We start from the raw sequence: 17,323 nt of genomic DNA on the forward strand, positions 1-17,323 counted from the left end.
GGTGCAGATCCCAGGCGCGCCGTACGACGACATCCTGGTCGGCCACCTGGAGGCGGCGCGGGCGATCCTGCCGGCCGACACGCCCTGGATGGACGCCCACACGCACACGGGCTCCAACGACCCGGACGGCGTCACGGCGAGCGCCGAGGAGCTGATGGCCGGTCTGGACCGCGCCGGCGTCCAGCGCTCGATCGTCTTCACCACCGCCGAGCCCGACGGCTACCCGCCCGCCAACGATCGCGTGTTGGCCGAAGCGGACGCGTCGGGCGGGCGCCTCGTGCCGTTCGCGCGCATCGACCCCAACGCCGGCGACCCGCTGCCGGAGGCGCGCCGCACGCTCGCGCTGGGCGCGCGCGGCTTCAAGCTGCACCCGCGCTCGGACGCGTTCGTCATGTCGCACCCGTCGGTCGAGGCGCTGGTCGGGCTGGCCGACGCCGAGCACCTGCCCGTCCTGGTGCACGCCGGTCGCGGTATCCCGGCGCTGGGGGAGGACCTGGTCGCGCTGGCCCGGCGCTACCCGGGCGCCTCGTTCATCCTGGCCCACGCCGGGATCAGCGACCTCGGGCTCGTCGCGCCCGCGGCCAACGAGCTCTCCAACCTCTTCTTCGACACCTCGTGGTGGCTGGTCTCCGATCTGCTCACGCTGTACGAGACCGTCGATCCGTCCCGGATCCTGTTCGCCTCCGACATGCCCTACGGCTCGGGCCGCTTCGCCGCCCTGGCCTTCCTGCGCTGTGCGATCGAAGTGGGCTACGGGCCGGACGTCCTGGCCGCGATCGCCGGCGGCAACGTCGAGCGCCTGCTGGCCGGCGAGCCGTCCGCCGACCTCGGTGGCCCGCCCGGCAAGGGTGCGTTGGGGCCGCGCTGGCTGGCCGGCGAGCGCGCGGTCGCCTACGCGGCCATCGCGGTGCAGCTGCGCTTCCGCGGAGGCGACGCCACCGAAGCGCTGGCGCTCGGCCGTCTGGCCTGTCAGATCCCCACCGGCGGCATGGACGACGATCACGAGGAGGCGCTGCTGCGGGCGATCGACGTCCTCCTGGAGGCCGCGCAGGAGCTGCCGCCGTCGCCCGCCACCGGCGAGCTCTCGCCCACCCGGGTGGGGGAGGCCTCGTCGATGCTCGCCGCTCAGCTGCTGGCCGGCACGCCGCGCGTTCCGCTCACGCGCCTGTAGCGCAAGCGCCCGTGCAGCGGGGTGTGACGTCGGGCACACAAGTGCTTCGAACGCGCGTTCGACGGATACCTTGGGGGGCGTTGTTTCCAGCAGGCCGAGTCGCCGTGGCCCATCCATGGCGAGCGGGGGACCCACTCGTCGAGACCGTTCTCGGCACGGGGCGAATCGTGGGCTGATGCCCACATAGCGCGGACGCGCGAGCCCGACAGCTGACCTCGTAGGCCCGCAGTCATGAAGGAGGACCTCCTTGAGGCCGCACATCCTGCTGCGCGCCGTGCCTGCCGCTGTTGCGGTCGGGGCGCTCGGCATCGTCGTTCCCAACGCCGCGGGCGCGCCCGCATCAGATCTGAGCAGCCCGGCCATCCAGGCCGCGGTCAAGGACGCGTCGCTGCGTCCCGGACAGCCGATCGTCGTCTCGGGCCGCCTGGCCTCGGGCCAGGCCGACGCGCCCGTGCGTCTGGAGATCCTGCCCGCCGGCGCCACCACGTGGACGAAGCTGACCGACGGGACCACCGGTCCCGGCGGCGCGTTCGCGCTGCGGGCCCACCCGCGCCGCTCGGGCGCCGTGCGCGTCGTGCAGGCCGGCGTCGCCCAGGCGGCCGGAGCCGATGTTGCTGCGGTGCCCGCCAGCGCGCAGCGACGAGTATCCGTCGGCGCGCGCCTGGTCACCCATGGCGTGCGCCGCAACGTGACCGCCGGGCGCAAGACGCTCGTGCGCGGCGCGGTCGCCAACGGCGGCAGCGGCCGCACCGTGGCGCTGCAGTTCCGGGGCAGGCACGGCTGGTTCACCGTCGATCGCGACCGCACCGACGGCCAGGGCCGCTTCCGCCTGGACCAGCGCCTGGCCTCGGCGACGAGCTCGGCCGCGCGCCTGCGCTTCGCCGGCGATGCCGCCAACGCGACCACGACCAAGCGCATCGGCCAGGTGGCCGGCTTCCGTTCGGCGCTGGCCTCGTGGTACGGCCCCGGCCTGTACGGCAACAACCTCGGTTGTGGCGGAACGCTGACCACGGGCACCGTCGGCGTGGCCAACAAGACGCTGCCGTGCGGCACGAAGCTCACGCTGCGCTACCGCGGGCACGTGGTCAAGGCCAGCGTCATCGACCGCGGGCCCTACGTGGGCGCGCGCGAGTTCGACCTGACCGCCGCGACCGCCGCCAAGCTGCACTTCGGCTCGGTCGGGACGGTCCAGGTCTCGATGCGGTAGGAACGTGTGTTCGTCGGCCCCGGGGCGTACCGTTTCCCGGGTGCCGACGATCGCCCATCTCGACATGGACGCGTTCTACGTGTCCGTCGAGCTGCTGCGCCGCCCGGAGCTGCGTGGCCAGCCGGTGGTCGTCTCGGGCACCGGGCCGCGGGCGGTGATCACCACCGCCAGCTACGAGGCGCGCAAGTTCGGGGTGGGTTCCGCCATCCCGGCGTCCCGCGCCCGCCGCCTGTGTCCGCAGGCGATCTTCATCCCGCCCGACTTCGAGGCCTACCGCGCCGTCTCCAAGCAGGTGATGGGCGTGCTGCGCGAGCAGATCGAGCGGGTCGAGGTCGTCGGCCTCGACGAGGCCTATCTGGATCTGTCGGACCTGCAGCGTCCGCGCGCGGCGATGCGCCGCGTCGTCGCGCAGATTCGCGAGCGCACCGGGTTGACCGCGTCGGTCGGCATCGGGCCCAACAAGCTGGTGGCCAAGGTCTGCTCGGACGCGGAGAAGCCGGCCGGGTTCGTGGCGCTGTCGCGCGAGCAGGCCTGCGCGCGTTTCGCCACCGCGCGCCCAGGCCTGGTGCCGGGCATCGGACCCAAGACCGTCGAGCGCCTGCGCGAGCTGGGCATCGAGACGCTGGGCGCGCTGGCCGCCGCCGACGAGGCGATGCTGCAGCAGCGCTTCGGCACCAACCACGGCCGCGACCTGCTGGCCCGGGCCCAGTTCCACGGCTCGACCACGCTGACGCTGACGCGTGTGGCGGTGTCGGAGTCGCGCGAGACGACGTTCCCCGAGGACGTCGCAGACCGCGCGCAGCTCGAGACGGTGCTGGGCGAGCTGAGCGAGAAGCTGTGCCGCGGCCTGAAGCGCCCCGGCCGCACGATCGCCATCAAGGTCCGCCTCGACGACTGGACCACCGTGACCCGGGCCCGCACCGTCTCCGAGCCGACGACCGACCACGAGGTGGTCTTCGCCGTCGCCCGCGAGCTCTTCCGCGCCTACGACCCCGCGCGGCCCGTGCGCCTGCTCGGCGTCCGCGTGGCCGGCTTCGACGCCCCGAGCGTGCCCGAGGTCGACACCGGCCAGCTGGCGCTGCCGGTGTAGCGCGCGGTCACGGTGTGATCACCTGACTGAGGGAGCTCGACGTGCTCCCGAGCATGCTCGCGCTTCCGGTGTAGATCGCGGTGATCACGTGTGTTCCCGCGCTGAGCGTCTTGAGCGACAGTCGTGTCGCGCCACCCGAGAGGTTCGCCGTCTTCAGGACCGTGCTGCCCTCGCGAAACGTGAGGCTCCCGGTCGGCGTCCCAACACCGGGAGCGAGCGGCGCGACCGTGGCGGTGATGTAGCCGGTTTGGCTGAGGACCGACGGATTGGCGTCAGAGACCAGCGTGGTCTGGGTCGACGCCTGCTGCACCGTCTGGGCCAGGGCGCTCGACGTGCTCGGCGCCTTGGTCGTGTTGCCGTTGTACGTGGCCGTGATCGAATGGGCTCCGGCAGCGAGCGACGCCAGCGTGAGCTTCGCCTTGCCTCCCGCGCCTACGTTGATCGTGGCCAGCGTGGTCGAGCCATCTTTGAAGGTGACGTTTCCGGTCGCGACGCCGGCACCTGGGGCGACAGTCGAAACGGTCGCGGTCACGTATCCCGACTGGCCCACAACGGACGGGTCGGCGTCCGACGTCAGCGCCGTGAGCGTCTGGGCAGCGGTGACCTCTTGTACGAACGGGTCGGACGCGCTGGTCCGCATCGTCGAGCTGCCGTCATACGTCGCGACGATCGTGTGGGTCCCGCTGGCCAGCGGCTTCAGCGTGATCGTCGCCACGCCGGAGGCGTCCAAGGGCGCGACTTTCAGCACCACGGCGCCTTCACGGAACGTCAGCGTCCCAGTGGGGGTGGCGCCGCCTGCCGCGACCGTCGAGACGGTCGCGGAGATGTGACCGGCTTGGCCGCCGACAGACGGATTGGCGTCCGAGACGACATCGACTTGGGTCGGCTCTGTCGCCTGGGGGGTTGTGTTCAGGAGTACCTTGACCTCGCTGTTGGGCCAGTTGCAGACCGCGAGGTCCGGCCGGCCGTCGCCGTTGAAGTCCGCGACCGTGAGACCGCTCGTGTTCTGCGCGGCCGTGAACGTGGAGCCGATCGGCGTGGTGAAGTCACCGGCGCCATCACCAAGCAACACCGTCACAGTGCCTTCGCCGGCGCCTGCGGTCACGATGTCAAGCTCACCGTCACCGTCGATGTCCGCGAGCTGCAGACGGTGGGGGTGTCCATCGACGGTGAACGGCGACCCGTTGGAATCGGTGAACCCACCAGCGCCGTTCCCCAGTAGGACTGAGGCGGAGTGCCCGTCCTGGTTGCCGATCGCGAGATCGAGGTTCCCGTCGTGGTCCAGGTCAGCGACCGCGCCCGATCCCGCCCAGGCACCGACGGTGACCAATGGCCCCGAACCGGACTGGAACTGCCCAGTCCCGTCGCCAAGCAGCATCTGGACGGTGCCGGGCCAACCGCCACTCGGACCGGGACTCTTCGGGCCGACGGCCGCGATGTCCGCGGCGTCATCGCCGTCAAAGTCGCCGATGCCCACCCAACCGACGAAATCGATCGCCGGCACGATGGGCGAGCCGGGCGCCGTGTCGAAGCCACCGGTGCCGTCGCCGAGGAGCACAATCACATCGCCCGTTCCGGCGTTCCCGTCCCCCCAATCGGCGACGATCACGTCGTCGTTGCCATCGGCGTCGACGTCCGCCGTGGTGACGAATTCGGGGGAGGCGCCGACGGTGATCGGCGAACCACCTGCCTCCGTCAGAAGTCCCGTTCCATCACCGAGGAAGATCGACACGGTGTCGCTGTGGTTGTTGCCACTGGTTGCGATATCGAGATGACCGTCATGATCGAAGTCGGCGGACACGAGGCTGATGGGGCCGTACTCGAGGGAGAGTGGTATCGGTGACAGCGCGGTGAAGGTTCCGTCTCCGGCGCCAAGCAGCATGACCAGTGCGGAATTGGGCCAATTCGTCGTTGTGACCAAGAGATCGAGGTCGCCGTCGGCGTTGAAGTCGCCCGCCACAGACGTCCCGACGCCGGCTAGCTGATTGCTTCCGCTCGGCGTGAAGGAGATGCCGTCGGCTGCAGCGGTCGCGGGAAGCGCGGCCATCGCGACCGCTGCCCCGACAAACCAGCGGCGAAGACGATGAACACCGGAGACGTTGAGCGCGGGCATGAACCAACTCTAAACAGATTTCGTCGATCGAACGAGACTTTCGACCGGTACGGTTCGGTGATGCCGAGCACCTCGATCGACGGCCACGAGCTGTACTACGAGCGGCGTGGCGCCGGCGAGCCGCTGCTGGCCATCATGGGCATGAGCGGGACGCACCGCACGTGGGGCGCGCCGTTCCTGGAGGCGTTGGCCCAGGACTTCGAGGTGCTGGTCTACGACCATCGCGGCGTGGGCCGGTCCGCGCGCGTCGACGAGCAGTTCACGATCGCGCGGCTGGCCGAGGACGCCGTCGCGCTGCTTGACGCGGTCGGCTGGACGTCCGCGCACGTGCTCGGCATCTCGATGGGCGGGATGGTCGCCCAGGAGCTCGCGTTGCGCTGGCCCGGGCGGGTGCGGACGTTGACGCTCGGCTGCACCTACGCGGGCGGACCTGGCTCCGCGCTCTCGCCGGCCGCGACGCTGTCGCGGCTGGCCGATGCCTGGCAGAGCCGCGACCGCGAGATCGTGCTGCGGGCGACCTGGGAGATCAACGTCAGCGCGGCGTTCGCGGCCGATGAGGAGGCGTGGACGCGATTCCGGGCGGGCGCGCTCGAGCTGCCCGTGGCGATGCCCGTGATCGCGATGCAGATGCACGCGATCGGCGGTCACGACGCGATCAACCGGCTGCGCTGGCTGGGCCTGCCGACGCTCGTCGTCCACGGGACCGAGGACGAGATGCTGCCGGTCTCCAACGCCCACGCGATCGCCGCCGCGATCCCCGACTCGCGCCTGGAGATCTGGGACGGCGTCGGGCACCTGTTCTTCTGGGAGCGCCCGCAGGACTCCGCCGCGCTGATCCGCTCCCACGCGCTGGGCGCGCTCCGCGACTCAGCGCACTAGAACAGCGCGGTGGCCAGGCGGCGGCGCGCGTCGCGCGCGAACGGGTGATCGACGCCGAGCTCGTCGAGGATCGCCACGACCACCGCGCGCAGGTCGTCCTTGGCGCCGTCGGACGACGGGATGATCTCGATGAGCGCGTCGGCGGCGCCCTCGCGGTCGCCGGCGTCGAGCTTGGCCCACGCGTCGGTGAGGTCGAGGCCGTCCGCGCCCTCCAGCCGGATGCGCGCCAGCAGGCCGTCGGCCTGGAAGGACCCGGCCACGTTCTCGGCCACCTCGAGCGCGCCGTCGCGGTCGCCCCGGGCCAGCAGGAGGCGGGCCAGCGGCACGGCCGCGTCGGCCCGGCCGGGCTGCAGCTCAAGCGCGGCGCGCAGCGAGGCCTCGTCGCCCACGTCGACCAGGCGGTCGGCCTCGGAGGGCACGAGCTCGTCGAAGAACCGCTCGACCTGGGCCGGCGGCTGCGCGCCCACGAACTCGGAGACGATCTTGCCGTCCTTGAAGGCCTTCACCGCGGGGATGCCCTGGATGTCGAAGGCTTGGGCCAGCCGCTGGTTGGCGTCGGTGTCGAGCTTGGCCAGCACGACGTCACCCTCGCGTGCGTTGGCCGCCTTCTCGAGCGCCGGGCCGAGCTGGCGGCACGGGCCGCACCACTCCGCCCAGAAGTCGACGACGACGGGCATCTCGTGCGACTTGTCGATGACCTGCTGCTGGAAATCTGCTTCGGAGACGTCGATCACGGTCATGGCCTGCAATACGTTAGGACACGACATGCAGCTCGCCTACGACGACAGCGGAACCGGCACGCCGGTGGTCCTGCTGCACGGCCTGACCGCGACCCGGCGCTACGTCGTGATGGGCTCCAAGACGCTGGAGCGCTCCGGCCACCGGGTGATCGCCCCCGACGCGCGCGGCCACGGGGAGTCCGATCCCGGCGACCGCTACGACTACCCGTCGCTGGCCGCCGACGTGATCGAGCTGCTGGACTCCCTGGACATCGAGAGCGCGGTGTTCGCCGGCGCGTCGATGGGCGCCCACACGGCCACGCGGATCGCGCTCGACCACCCCGAGCGCGTGCTCGGCCTGGTGCTGGCCACGCCGGCGTTCGACCCCGAGCGCGATGTCGTCGACCTGGCCCGCTGGGATCGACTCAGCGCCGGCCTGCGCGAGGGCGGCGTCGAGGGCTTCCTGGCCGCCTACGGGCGCCCGCCCGTGCCCGACGCCTGGCAGGAGACCGTGCAGACCGTCCTGCGCCAGCGCCTGGGCCGCCACGCGCATCCCGAGGCGGTCGCGGACGCGCTGCAGCAGATCCCGCGCTCACGCCCCTTCGAGGCCTGGAGCGACCTGCACGCGCTGGATCTGCCGGTCATCGTCGTCGCGGACCGTGACGAGGTCGATCCCGAGCACCCGCTGGCCACCGGCGAACGCTGGGCCGCGGAGATCCCGGAGGCGCGCCTGCTCGTCGAGGAGCCCGGCAAGTCGCCGATCGCCTGGCAGGGCGGTCAGCTCTCCAAGGTCATCGCCACGGTCGCTGGGCCATGATCCGCAAGGAGGCCCGATGAAGCTCGTCCATCTGGTCCGCTACGGCCTCCCGCTGACGCTGTTCGTCGTGGGCGCGGTCATCACCTGGGGCACGAGCATCGAGGAGGGCGTGGGGGAGGCGCTGATCGCCGCGGCGGTGTGCGTCGTGGTGGCCAACTCGATCTTCCGGTTCTCCTTCAGCGACCTCAAGGACCGCACGCGCGAGGAGCGCGCGCGCGACTTCTACGACGAGCACGGCCACTGGCCCGACGAGCCCAAGCCGCCGAGCTGAAGTAGATTCCCCGGCGTGTTCGGGACGATCGTGGTGGGGGTCGACGGGAGCGCGCACGGTCGCGCGGCGGTGCTCGCCGGCCACGCGCTGGCCGAGGCACTGGATGCCGACCTCGAGCTCGCCCACGCCTACCCGTACGACCTGCTCCCGCTGGAGGGCACGGTCACCGAGGTCCAGGTCAGCGAGGAGATCCACCAGGAGGCCGAGCGGCTGACCGAGACGGTGCGCGACGAGCTCGCGCCCGGGGCCAAGGTCCGCGTGCTGCCCGACACGTCACCGGCGCGCGCGCTGCACGAGATCTGCGAGGAGGACGGCGGCCGGCTGCTCGTGCTGGGCTCGTCGGGCCCGATCGCCGTCGCGGCGCTGCATCACGCGCCCTGCCCGGTGCTGATCGCCCGCACGGCCCTGCCCTGGCGCACCGTCGGCGTGGGCTTCGACGGCTCGCCCGAGTCGCTGCACGCGCGGGAGGTGGCCGCGACGGTCGCGCAGGCCACCGACGCCCGGCTCACGGCGCTGACGGTCGTCCACGACGGGGAAGCGTCCGTCGACGAGGGCGTCGAGGCGCTCACCGGCAAGCCGGCGGCGGCGCTGGCCGCCCGCGCCGCGGACCTGGATCTGCTCGTGGTCGGCTCGCGCGGCTGGGGCCCAGTGCGCCGTCTGCTGCTCGGCTCCACCTCGGAGCGCGTGGTGCGCGACGCGCCCAGCAGCGTCCTGGTGGTTCCCCGTGGGGGCTGAAGGCGCCCGCCGCGGCTGCCGATAGCGAGGAACGATGGAGATCGCCCTCGACACCGCCAACCACCGCGCCGGCGTCATCCTGTTCGCCGCGTTCCTGCTCTCGTTCGGCTTCATCCGGCTCTCCACGCGCCTGATGCGCAGCCCGCGGGTGCCGTGGTGGCCCGGCTCGATCGAGACCGAGGGCGTGCACGTCCACCACATGGTCTTCGGGATCATCCTGCTGATCTCGACGGGGTTCATCGGCTTCTCCGTGGATCCGCCGTCGCCGTGGCTGGAGATCTGCGCGGCCGGCTTCGGCATCGGCATCGGCCTGACCGTCGACGAGTTCGCGTTGTGGCTGTACGTCGAGGACGTCTACTGGGCCAAGGAGGGACGGGCGTCGACCGACGCGGCGTTGATCTGCTTCGCCATCGGCGCGCTCGTGCTGGCCGGCACCGCGCCGCGTTACGACGACTCGGGCGGCGGGTGGTGGGGCGTCGGCGTGTTGGTCGCCGAGCAGCTCTTCTGGGTCGTGCTGATCGTGCTCAAGGGCAAAGCGCGGCTGGCCATCCTGAGCTTCTTCATCCCGTTCCTGGGCCCGATCTGCGCGATCCGGCTGGCCCGGCCGAACTCCTGGTGGGCCAAGCGCCGCTACCGGCCGGGCACGAAGAAGTACGAGAGGGCGGCCGTCCGCGCGGCCAAGTGGGACGCGCGGCGCGAGAAGTGGCTGGACCGGATCGGCGGGACGCCGAGCACGGAGCGGCCGTCGGTGGCCGCCAAGAGCCAGGAAGAGCTCTCCTAGAAAGAGGAGAGCTCCGCAGGCCCGGGTGCACACAAGTCCCGAGCCTGCGGAGCGGAGGAGAGTCGACGGCCTAGTACCCGCGGCGCGCGCGGATAAACCTCACCGGGTTCGAATCAGTCGAACTCGCGCAGGTAGCGCTCGAACTTGCGCAGGTGGCCTTCCTCGTCGCGGAGGATGTCGATGACCATGTCCTGCGTCGCCCAGTCGACGCCGTCGGTGGCCTCGATGATGCGGTTGTAGTGCTCGATCGCGCCGCTCTCGGCCTCGATGACGCCCTTGATCACGGTCGCCACATCGGCGGAATCAGCGGGCGGCTGGAGGAACGGCTGCGAGTACGTGAAGTCGGCGGAGCCGGGAGGCGTGCCGTACAGCTCCTTGATGCGCTGCGCGAAGGCGCGCGCGTGGCCGAGCTCCTCGTTGACGTCCTCGTCGAGGGCTTCGGCGACCTCTTCGGCGCGGATGCCGTCGAGGTTGGAGGCGTTGGCGAGGTAGCTCATGACCGTCTCCATCTCCATCCAGTACGCCTGGATCAGGAGCTCGACGATCTCCTCGCGCTTCGCGGCATTGGCCTCTGAGAGGATGCCGGCGCCGGCGTTCTTGGTCGTTGCCATCGGCTGCTCCTTCGGGTCGAAACGGTCGTTGCCTGAGGGACTATAACAAGTCTCTCAAAATAACGTCCCGCTCAAAGGCGCTAGCCGGGCGCGCTGCGGCCCGCCAGCCTCACGTCACTGCATTTTCGGGTGCCCTAAGCTGTACCCAGATGGAGCATCTTCCCGCCGAAGAACGCACCGAGTTCCCCGTCCTGGGCGCCCGCGCGCGCCAGTGGCGTCGGTTCGAGGACGGGCTACACGCCTGGCTCGACACGCCCGAGGGGCAGTTCGTCACCTGGTGCGCCCGGCGCGAGCTCGACGCCGTCGAGCTCACCGCCGGCCGTCACTAGGCATTACAGCGCCGCGATCTGCTTGATCGCCTTCGAGGCCGCCGCGCTGGACTTGCGCAGCGTCGTGTTGGCCCGGGCGATGATGCGGTTGGTCCGGGCGGTCGACGAGTGGCCGGCCGACTTCATGGCCAGATCGATGCGGGTGGACGCCGTGGCCTCCAGATCGAGCGCCTTCAGCAGTGCCTTCTTGGCCGCGTCGCCCTGAGGCGTCGAGGCCTGCTGGGCACCGAGCAGCGTCTGGAAGTTGCGCACGGCGGTACGCACCGCGCGGATCGCCTGGCGGTCGGCCTCGGTCGCCCTGTCGCGCTTGTTGAAGCGCGCGATGGCCTTGGAGGCGGCGCGCTCCTTCTTGGCCAGCGCGTCGAACGCGGCCGGGATCGACGCCTTGATCGCGGCGTCGTCCGCGACGGCGGTGGCCGGGCCGGTGACGACGGCAAGCGTCACGACGGAGGCGGCAAGGGTGGAACGGGACAACATGCGCATACGACGGAACTCCGTTTCGGTGGATCTGCAGGCGGTATGCCCGCTGACCCGCGTCCCTAGCCGTCGGCGCTGAGGACCGTGTCGCCCTTCGCGTCGATCGCCTCCGCCGACGGCCGCGTGCGCAGGGCGTCCATCCACGCGGCGGTCAGCGGGTACTCCTGCGCATCGGGCGCCAGGTGCGCCATCCACTCGGGCAGGCGCACCGAGATGGCCATGCCGCTGAGGTCGGCCAGCGTGAACTGCTCGCCGGCCAGCCACGGCCCGTCGTGCTCGGCCAGCGCGGTCTCCAGCAGCGGCCAGGACTTGGGAACGCGCCGGTGCAGGCGCTCGACCTCGTCGGGCGGGTCGCCGTCGCGCAGGCCGAAGGCCAGCTTGTTCATGCCCAGGAAGAAGTTGGCCACCGGCACGTCGTCGATGTAGCGCGACCAACCGCGCGTCCAGGCCCGCAGCTCCGGGTCGGCCGGCCACAGCGGCGGATCGGGATAGGTCTCCTCGATCCACTCGCAGACGACCGACGACTCGCGGATCGCCACGTCGCCGACCTCGAGGACCGGCACGCGGCCCAACGGGTTCAGCTCCTTCAGGCGCGGCGGCCGGCGGCCGGGATGGATCTCGACGAGCTCGACCGCGACGCCCTTCTCGGCGAACGCGGCGCGCGCCTTGCCGGCGAATGGCGACAGGCGGAAGGTCCACAGGCGGGGCGTGTCAACGGTGGGCATCGCGCGGCAGGCTACCCCGCCGCGCGATGCCCTTGCGCCGTCAGGCCTCCGTGGTCGCCGCAGCGCCCGCGAAGCGGAACTGCGAGACGAGCGCGGCCAGCTGCTCGGCCGTTCCGGCCAGCTCCTGGGCGCTCGCGGCGATCTCCTGCGTCGACGCGCTGGTCTGCTGCGTCGAGGCCGAGACCTGCTCGGTGGCGGCCGACGACTGCTCGGCCACCGCGGCGACCTCGCTGGTCGCGGTGGTGATCTCGGTGATCAGATCGCCGACGCCGCGGACGGCCTCCTCGATCTGCGTGAACGAGGCACGGGCCTCGTCGAGCACGGTCGCGCCCTCGTCGGAGCGGCGGGCGCCCTCCTCGACGATGTTGACCGCGTTCTCGGTGTCGGCCTGCACCTCGGCGATCAGGTCGCCGATCGAGCCGGCCGCCTGCTGGGACTCCTCGGCCAGCTTGCGGACCTCCTCGGCCACGACCGCGAAGCCACGCCCCTGCTCGCCGGCCCGCGCGGCCTCGATGGCCGCGTTGAGCGCCAGCAGGTTCGTCTGCTCGGCGATGCTGGTGATGGCCGCGACGATGCCGCCGATCTGCTCCGACTTGGCGGCGAGCTCGCGGATCGCCTCGGTGGCCTCCGTGGTGGCGGCCCGCACGGCGCCCATCGCCTCGGCCGCCTGGGCCGAAGCGCCGGCGCCGTCGGCGGCCACCGACCGCGCCTCGCCGACCGCCGTGGCGGTCCGCTCGGCGGCGTCGCGGGCCTGGTCGACGACCCGCACCTGACGCTCGGCGCCCGCGGCGACCTCGCCGACGGCGTTGGCGATCTCGGTGACGGCGCGGCCCGACTCCTCGGAGGTGTTGGCCATCTGCTCGGACTGCGTGGCCACCGACGCCGAGGCGACGGAGACCTGCCCGAGCATGGTGCCCAGCGCCTGCTGCGCACCGCCGTAGGCGGCGACCGACGCGTGCAGGTTCTCGCGCACCAGGTTGACCGAGCGCTGGATGTCGCCGATCTCATCCGAGCCGGGCGCGTCGATCGGCTCGGTGGTCAGCGCGACCGGGACGGTCAGATCCCCGGCCGCGGCCGCGTCCAGGCTGTTCTGGAGCGCCGTCGTGTCGTGCTCGGCCAGCCCGCGCATGCGGTCCAGGACGATCACGACCTGCGCGCGGATGCGACGCGACAGGACGAGGGCGATCAGCAGCCCGATGACGATCGACGCGATCAACGCCACGATCACCAGCGTGCGGGCGGTGTGGAAGCTCGAGCGCGCGGCGTCGACGTTGGCGTCGGCGGCGCTCAGGCGGGCCTTCTGCCAGGTCGCGATCGCGGCCTTGACGTCGTCCCAGGCCTTGTCGGCGGCGCCGGTGCCCAGCACGTCGCCCGCGCCCTGCTGGTCGCCGGCGTCGGCCAGCTTGCGGAAGCCGTCGGACTTGCCCAGGTAGTCGCTCAGCGCGGTGTCGAAGCGCTGGAGGTTCGCGTCGCCCGGGGCGACGGCGGCGTACTTCTGCTTCAGCGCCGCGTAGTCGGTCGCGTCGCCGTCGAGGTCGTCGATGACGCCCGGGCGGTCGGCCGGGGAGGCCGAGATGTAGTGGAGCTGGTCCTTGCGGATCTTGTTGGCGAGCGTGGTGATCTCGCCCATCGCCGCGACGGCGGGCACATCATCGGTGCCGAGCTTGTCGACGGTGCCGTACAGGGAGTTCATCTTGCTGATGGCGAACAGTCCGACGAACGCGCTGAGGACCAGCACGATCGCGAACCCGCCCAGCAGCTTGGTCTGCAGGGTCAGGCGCATGTGGGGAGACGTCCTTGCCTCTTTGGGGGGAAGATGCTGAGTGCTGCGCCCCCAGTAGTCGGCCAGTGTGGCCGAACGCACACCTCGGTGGCGCGTACGCGCTGGCGCGTTGGCGCTCAGGCGCCGACGATCGCCTGCGCCGCGACGAAGCAGCTGTTCTGCGTCGGGTCCGGATCGTTGACCTTCCAGCGCGACGAGACGATCAGGCGCGTCCCGTCGGCCAAGGTCACGAACAGCATCCCGTTGTTGGGCAGGTCGGCGGCCACCGGGCCGATCTCCTGCGGGCGGGCGGCATCGTCGGAGCCCTCGCGCGTGGTCACCGTTCCACCCTGGGGCGAGTCGATCGTCAGACCGCGCGCGCCCAGCAGCGCCGAGGAGCAGGCCAGGTTGACGGTGCCCACGCCGGGGATCGCGAACGCGGTGCTGTCATGGCCGGCGGCGGCGTCGCTCCCGCGCCAGGCGATCGAGCCCGACCGGGCCAGCGGCGCGGCCTCGCTGGACAGCGACTGCGTGATGAAGGTCGCGTCGACGTGGCACTTCTCGCTGCCGGTCTCGCTGAAGTCCCACGACCAGGTGAGCTTCAGGGAGGTGGGCGCCGCCAGGTCGGTCGGCGCCGCCACCGTGAAGCCGCCGCGGTCGGAGATGATCCCGTCGAACTGGCCCGTGGCCAGCTTCTCGGCCGGGCCGAACTTGTTCAGGCCCTCGCGGAAGTCCTTGCCGGTGTACTGCGTGTGCAGCGCCTCGCGGATCGACTTCTCCTTGTCCTGCGTCCAGTCCTTGTAGGTCCAGTTCATCATCGAGACCTCGCGGTTGAGGTCGTTGGGGTAGAACCGGATCCACTGGGCGTCGGGACGGCAGACGATCTCGCCGTAGCCGATGCCGGGGGCGACGAAGCCGGCCACCTCGCGGCCCTGCCAGGCGCCGCCGGACCAGTCGACAGTGGCGTGCTGCTCGATCAGGCCGGTGGTCGCCGTGGTCGTCGTGTTGGCCGCTTCGCTGGAGCCGGCGGCGAAGGCCAGCTTCTGCTCGGAGACCGACGACGAGCCGGCGCTGCGGCCGGTCACGCGCAGCGTGTAGGAGCCGGCGGGCAGTGCGGCGGCCAGCGGCAGGTCGATGTCGACCTGACCGGTGAACGAGCCCGCGTGGGTGGTCTGGGCGATCGTCGCGCCCGAGGCGTCCATCAGCGTGACGCGCACGCCCGAGACCGGCTGGCGGTCGACCGAGCGCAACAGCAGCTTCACGCCGCCCTTGTTGTCGGAGACGAGCGTGCTGACCGGCGCGGCGCGCACCGGCAGCGACGGCGTGCCGAACTTCCAGGTGCGCGCGGTGGTCAGGCGCCCGCAGCCCGAGCGCGACCCGGAGGCGACCAGGCGGTACTTGCCGGCCCGGATCGAGCGACCGGAGTCCAGGCGCAGCGGCACGGCGACGCCGCTGCGGGCCACGCGCCCGGTGAGCAGGCCCGTGGCGTAGCGGCGCCCGTTGCGGGTGAGCGTCACGCGCACGTTCTCCACGCCGGCCCCGCCGACCGGCTTGACCACCGCGGACGGGTCGTCGCGCAGCACCGTCGGATCGGAGGAGGAGAGCGACACCTTGACCGGCAGGCCCTGGCAGGCCGACGAGATCGCCGACGCCGGAGCGGGGGCGAGGGCGAGCGCGAAGGGGATCGCGAGCAGCAGGAAGCGGGTGCGCATGCACGGACGAAGGTAGATGACCCGCATAAACCCCGTATCGGCATCGTCGATGCGGGACACGAACGGTGCCGTCCACCCGCGGGCGTACGGTGCGCCCGTGTCCCAGCCGCCGCCCACCGGTCGCGTCGAGCTCGTCATCCCCTGGCGGACGCTGTTCACGCTCGCCCTGTTCGGCCTCCTGGTGCTCCTGGCCATCGCCTCGTTGGGCTCGCTGCTGTCGATCTTCATCGCCGGCGTGCTGGCGCTGGGGCTGGACCCGGTGGTCAGCGCGCTCGTGCGCCGCGGCTGGAAGCGCGGGCTGGCGGCGATCTTCGTCCTGGTCATGCTGTTCGTCAGCGCGTTCCTGATCGTCGTCATCACGATCAGCCCCCTGTGGAGCCAGGTCGTCGACTTCGTCGATCACATCCCCCAGTACTGGGAGGACATCTCCAACACCGACGCGTTCCAGCAGGTCATCAGCTCCAGCACGCAGGAGGACGTGAGCAAGTGGCTGAAGGGCGCCGCGGCCGAGCTGCCGGACGCCGCCTCGACCCTCCTTGGCGCCGCCGGGGGCATCTTCGGCTCGGTGCTGTCGCTGGTCACGCTGACGTTCCTGGCGCTGTTCCTGCTGATGGAGCGCCCGGCGATCACCGACTGGCTGTTCGGCTTCCTGGAGCCCCACCAGGAGAAGCGCTGGCGCCCGGTGCTGGAGGACTCGATCTCGGCGATCAGCTCGTCGCTGATCGGCAACGTGGCGATCTCCTGCGTGGCGGCGACGGTGGCCGGGCTGTCGGCCTGGATCTTCGGCCTGCCCTTCCCGATCGTGCTCGCCGTGATGACCGGCTTCCTGGATCTGATCCCGCAGGTCGGCGCGACGATCGCCGCCGTGATCCTCGTCGCGGTCGCGCTGACCGTCAGCCTCGAGGCCGCGATCGCGATGCTGATCATCCAGCTCGTCTACCAGCAGCTGGAGAACTACGTCGTCTACCCGCTGGTCTACCGCCGGGCGGTGGAGCTGACGGCCTTCACGACGATCGTGTCGGTGCTGATAGCCAGCTCGATCCTCGGCATCGTCGGCGCGATCCTCGCGGTGCCGTTCGCCGCCGTGATCAAGATCGTCGTGCGCGAGGCGGGACGCCCCCGCCGGGCGCGGATGGCGGCGGCGCGCGAAGCCGCTGCGCCGCCACCATCGGTGGCCGAGCCGGAGCCCGGCTGACCCCTACTCCTTGCCGGCCGCGGCCAGCGCGTCCTTGAGGTGCGTCTCCTGCTCGTCGGACAGCGAGGTCTGGATGACCGTGCCGGGGATCTTGATCTCCGGGAGCAGCTTGTCGGCCGAGACCTTGCGGATCAGCAGGATCAGCGCGGCGCCGCCGGGCTCGAGGTTCTCGCCCAGCTGCTTCATGAACTTGTCGTCCACGCCGGCGTCGCTCAGCGCGCCGGAAGCGGCGCCCGCGGCGGCGCCGATCGCCATGCCGAACAGCGGCATGAAGAAGATCAGGCCGATGAGGCCGCCCCACAGGGCGCCTCCGGCCGCGCCGATGCCGGCCAGCGACGGCTGATGCAGCTTGACCTTGCCGTCCTCCTTGCGCTCGACGACGACGACGTCCTCGAGCTCGATCAGGTGCTGCTTGACCGCGTCACCGAGGTTCCCCGCGACGGTCTGCGCCGTATCGAGGTCCTTGTACGCGATGGCCACGAGATCAGACATGCGCGCTCCTTCCGTTGAGGGTGGATCGCGCGGGACGCTATCGCGCCGTCTCAAGCGCGTGTGAAGCGGTCGCGACGGGCGCAGTGGCCTGAGTCGGTAATTCGTGTGCAGCTGGTGGATGGCGGGGCGGGCCTGCCCGTGACCGCCATCCACCGTCGTACTGGTGGTACGGCTGTGGATGGCGGGTGCGGGCAGGCACGATGCCGCCGCCGCCAGGTGCATGCGAATTCTGACTCA

18 protein-coding genes and 1 riboswitch are annotated in these 17,323 nt (G+C 71.4%); of the genes, 10 read left to right on the plus strand and 8 right to left on the minus strand.

Annotation, left to right across the window (positions count from 1 at the left end; all coding sequences use genetic code 11):
• The first annotated feature begins 1 nt into the window (after position 1).
• The 3 genes from ACZ5UI_RS06215 to dinB all read left to right on the plus strand — a co-directional run bounded on the left by ACZ5UI_RS06215 (position 2) and on the right by dinB (position 3,468).
• Positions 2-1,171: an amidohydrolase family protein gene (locus ACZ5UI_RS06215; protein WP_464195319.1), complete on the plus strand. Its 1,170-nt coding sequence runs from the start codon at positions 2-4 to the stop codon at positions 1,169-1,171.
• An 82-nt stretch (positions 1,172-1,253) separates the two neighbouring features.
• Positions 1,254-1,410: riboswitch (cyclic di-AMP (ydaO/yuaA leader) on the plus strand.
• A gap of 35 nt (positions 1,411-1,445) precedes the next feature.
• The gene (locus ACZ5UI_RS06220; protein ID WP_464195321.1) at positions 1,446-2,378 is read left to right on the plus strand and encodes a septal ring lytic transglycosylase RlpA family protein; all 933 of its coding nucleotides are present in this window, start codon (positions 1,446-1,448) and stop codon (positions 2,376-2,378) included.
• 40 nt (positions 2,379-2,418) lie between these two features.
• Positions 2,419-3,468 (plus strand): DNA polymerase IV, encoded by a 1,050-nt coding sequence (gene dinB, locus ACZ5UI_RS06225; RefSeq protein ID WP_464195323.1) that lies wholly within the window; start codon positions 2,419-2,421, stop codon positions 3,466-3,468.
• A gap of 7 nt (positions 3,469-3,475) precedes the next feature.
• On the opposite strand, the gene ACZ5UI_RS06230 is transcribed toward dinB, so the two are convergent.
• Entirely contained in the window at positions 3,476-5,581 is a 2,106-nt protein-coding gene (locus ACZ5UI_RS06230) for an FG-GAP-like repeat-containing protein (protein WP_464195325.1), read from the minus strand.
• Positions 5,582-5,641: 60 nt separating this feature from the next.
• Here ACZ5UI_RS06230 and ACZ5UI_RS06235 point away from each other — a divergent pair, with 60 nt between their 5' ends.
• Positions 5,642-6,460, plus strand: coding sequence for an alpha/beta fold hydrolase (locus ACZ5UI_RS06235; RefSeq protein ID WP_464195327.1), 819 nt, complete (start codon positions 5,642-5,644; stop codon positions 6,458-6,460).
• Here the strand turns inward: ACZ5UI_RS06235 and trxA are convergent.
• A complete protein-coding gene (gene trxA / locus ACZ5UI_RS06240) occupies positions 6,457-7,200 on the minus strand; it encodes a thioredoxin (RefSeq protein ID WP_464195329.1) in 744 nt (247 codons plus the stop codon). The genes ACZ5UI_RS06235 and trxA overlap by 4 nt on opposite strands.
• A 25-nt stretch (positions 7,201-7,225) precedes the next feature.
• Between trxA and ACZ5UI_RS06245 the strand changes: the two genes are divergently transcribed.
• The 4 genes from ACZ5UI_RS06245 to ACZ5UI_RS06260 are packed head-to-tail and all read left to right on the plus strand — an operon-like array spanning position 7,226 to position 9,783.
• Positions 7,226-7,996, plus strand: a complete 771-nt coding sequence (locus ACZ5UI_RS06245; protein WP_464195331.1) for an alpha/beta fold hydrolase — start codon at positions 7,226-7,228, stop codon at positions 7,994-7,996.
• 16 nt (positions 7,997-8,012) lie between these two features.
• Positions 8,013-8,267 (plus strand): hypothetical protein, encoded by a 255-nt coding sequence (locus tag ACZ5UI_RS06250; protein WP_464195333.1) that lies wholly within the window; start codon positions 8,013-8,015, stop codon positions 8,265-8,267.
• Between the two features lie 15 nt (positions 8,268-8,282).
• Positions 8,283-9,002: a universal stress protein gene (locus ACZ5UI_RS06255; RefSeq protein ID WP_464195335.1), complete on the plus strand. Its 720-nt coding sequence runs from the start codon at positions 8,283-8,285 to the stop codon at positions 9,000-9,002.
• A 34-nt stretch (positions 9,003-9,036) separates the two neighbouring features.
• Complete coding sequence (locus ACZ5UI_RS06260; RefSeq protein ID WP_464195337.1) at positions 9,037-9,783, plus strand: hypothetical protein; 747 nt, start codon at positions 9,037-9,039, stop codon at positions 9,781-9,783.
• A 113-nt stretch (positions 9,784-9,896) separates the two neighbouring features.
• On the opposite strand, the gene ACZ5UI_RS06265 is transcribed toward ACZ5UI_RS06260, so the two are convergent.
• Complete coding sequence (locus tag ACZ5UI_RS06265) at positions 9,897-10,394, minus strand: ferritin-like domain-containing protein (RefSeq protein WP_464195339.1); 498 nt, start codon at positions 10,392-10,394, stop codon at positions 9,897-9,899.
• A gap of 149 nt (positions 10,395-10,543) precedes the next feature.
• Between ACZ5UI_RS06265 and ACZ5UI_RS06270 the strand changes: the two genes are divergently transcribed.
• Complete coding sequence (locus ACZ5UI_RS06270) at positions 10,544-10,723, plus strand: hypothetical protein (protein WP_464195341.1); 180 nt, start codon at positions 10,544-10,546, stop codon at positions 10,721-10,723.
• A gap of 3 nt (positions 10,724-10,726) precedes the next feature.
• On the opposite strand, the gene ACZ5UI_RS06275 is transcribed toward ACZ5UI_RS06270, so the two are convergent.
• From ACZ5UI_RS06275 to ACZ5UI_RS06290, 4 genes are all read right to left on the minus strand, one after another.
• Positions 10,727-11,167: a hypothetical protein gene (locus tag ACZ5UI_RS06275; RefSeq protein WP_464195343.1), complete on the minus strand. Its 441-nt coding sequence runs from the start codon at positions 11,165-11,167 to the stop codon at positions 10,727-10,729.
• A gap of 95 nt (positions 11,168-11,262) precedes the next feature.
• Positions 11,263-11,925 carry a glutathione S-transferase family protein gene (locus ACZ5UI_RS06280; protein WP_464195345.1) on the minus strand — a complete coding sequence of 221 codons (663 nt, stop codon included), beginning with the start codon at positions 11,923-11,925 and terminating at the stop codon, positions 11,263-11,265.
• A 40-nt stretch (positions 11,926-11,965) separates the two neighbouring features.
• Positions 11,966-13,708: a methyl-accepting chemotaxis protein gene (locus ACZ5UI_RS06285; protein WP_464195347.1), complete on the minus strand. Its 1,743-nt coding sequence runs from the start codon at positions 13,706-13,708 to the stop codon at positions 11,966-11,968.
• Between the two features lie 116 nt (positions 13,709-13,824).
• Positions 13,825-15,399 (minus strand): hypothetical protein, encoded by a 1,575-nt coding sequence (locus tag ACZ5UI_RS06290; protein ID WP_464195349.1) that lies wholly within the window; start codon positions 15,397-15,399, stop codon positions 13,825-13,827.
• A 97-nt stretch (positions 15,400-15,496) separates the two neighbouring features.
• On the opposite strand from ACZ5UI_RS06290, the gene ACZ5UI_RS06295 reads away from it, so the two are divergent.
• Positions 15,497-16,594 (plus strand): AI-2E family transporter, encoded by a 1,098-nt coding sequence (locus ACZ5UI_RS06295; protein WP_464195351.1) that lies wholly within the window; start codon positions 15,497-15,499, stop codon positions 16,592-16,594.
• Between the two features lie 3 nt (positions 16,595-16,597).
• Here ACZ5UI_RS06295 and ACZ5UI_RS06300 read toward each other — a convergent pair whose 3' ends face one another.
• Positions 16,598-17,086: a DUF1269 domain-containing protein gene (locus ACZ5UI_RS06300; protein WP_464195353.1), complete on the minus strand. Its 489-nt coding sequence runs from the start codon at positions 17,084-17,086 to the stop codon at positions 16,598-16,600.
• Positions 17,087-17,323 lie beyond the last annotated feature (237 nt).

It is taken from the genome of Conexibacter sp. JCM 18997 (genome assembly GCF_055391915.1).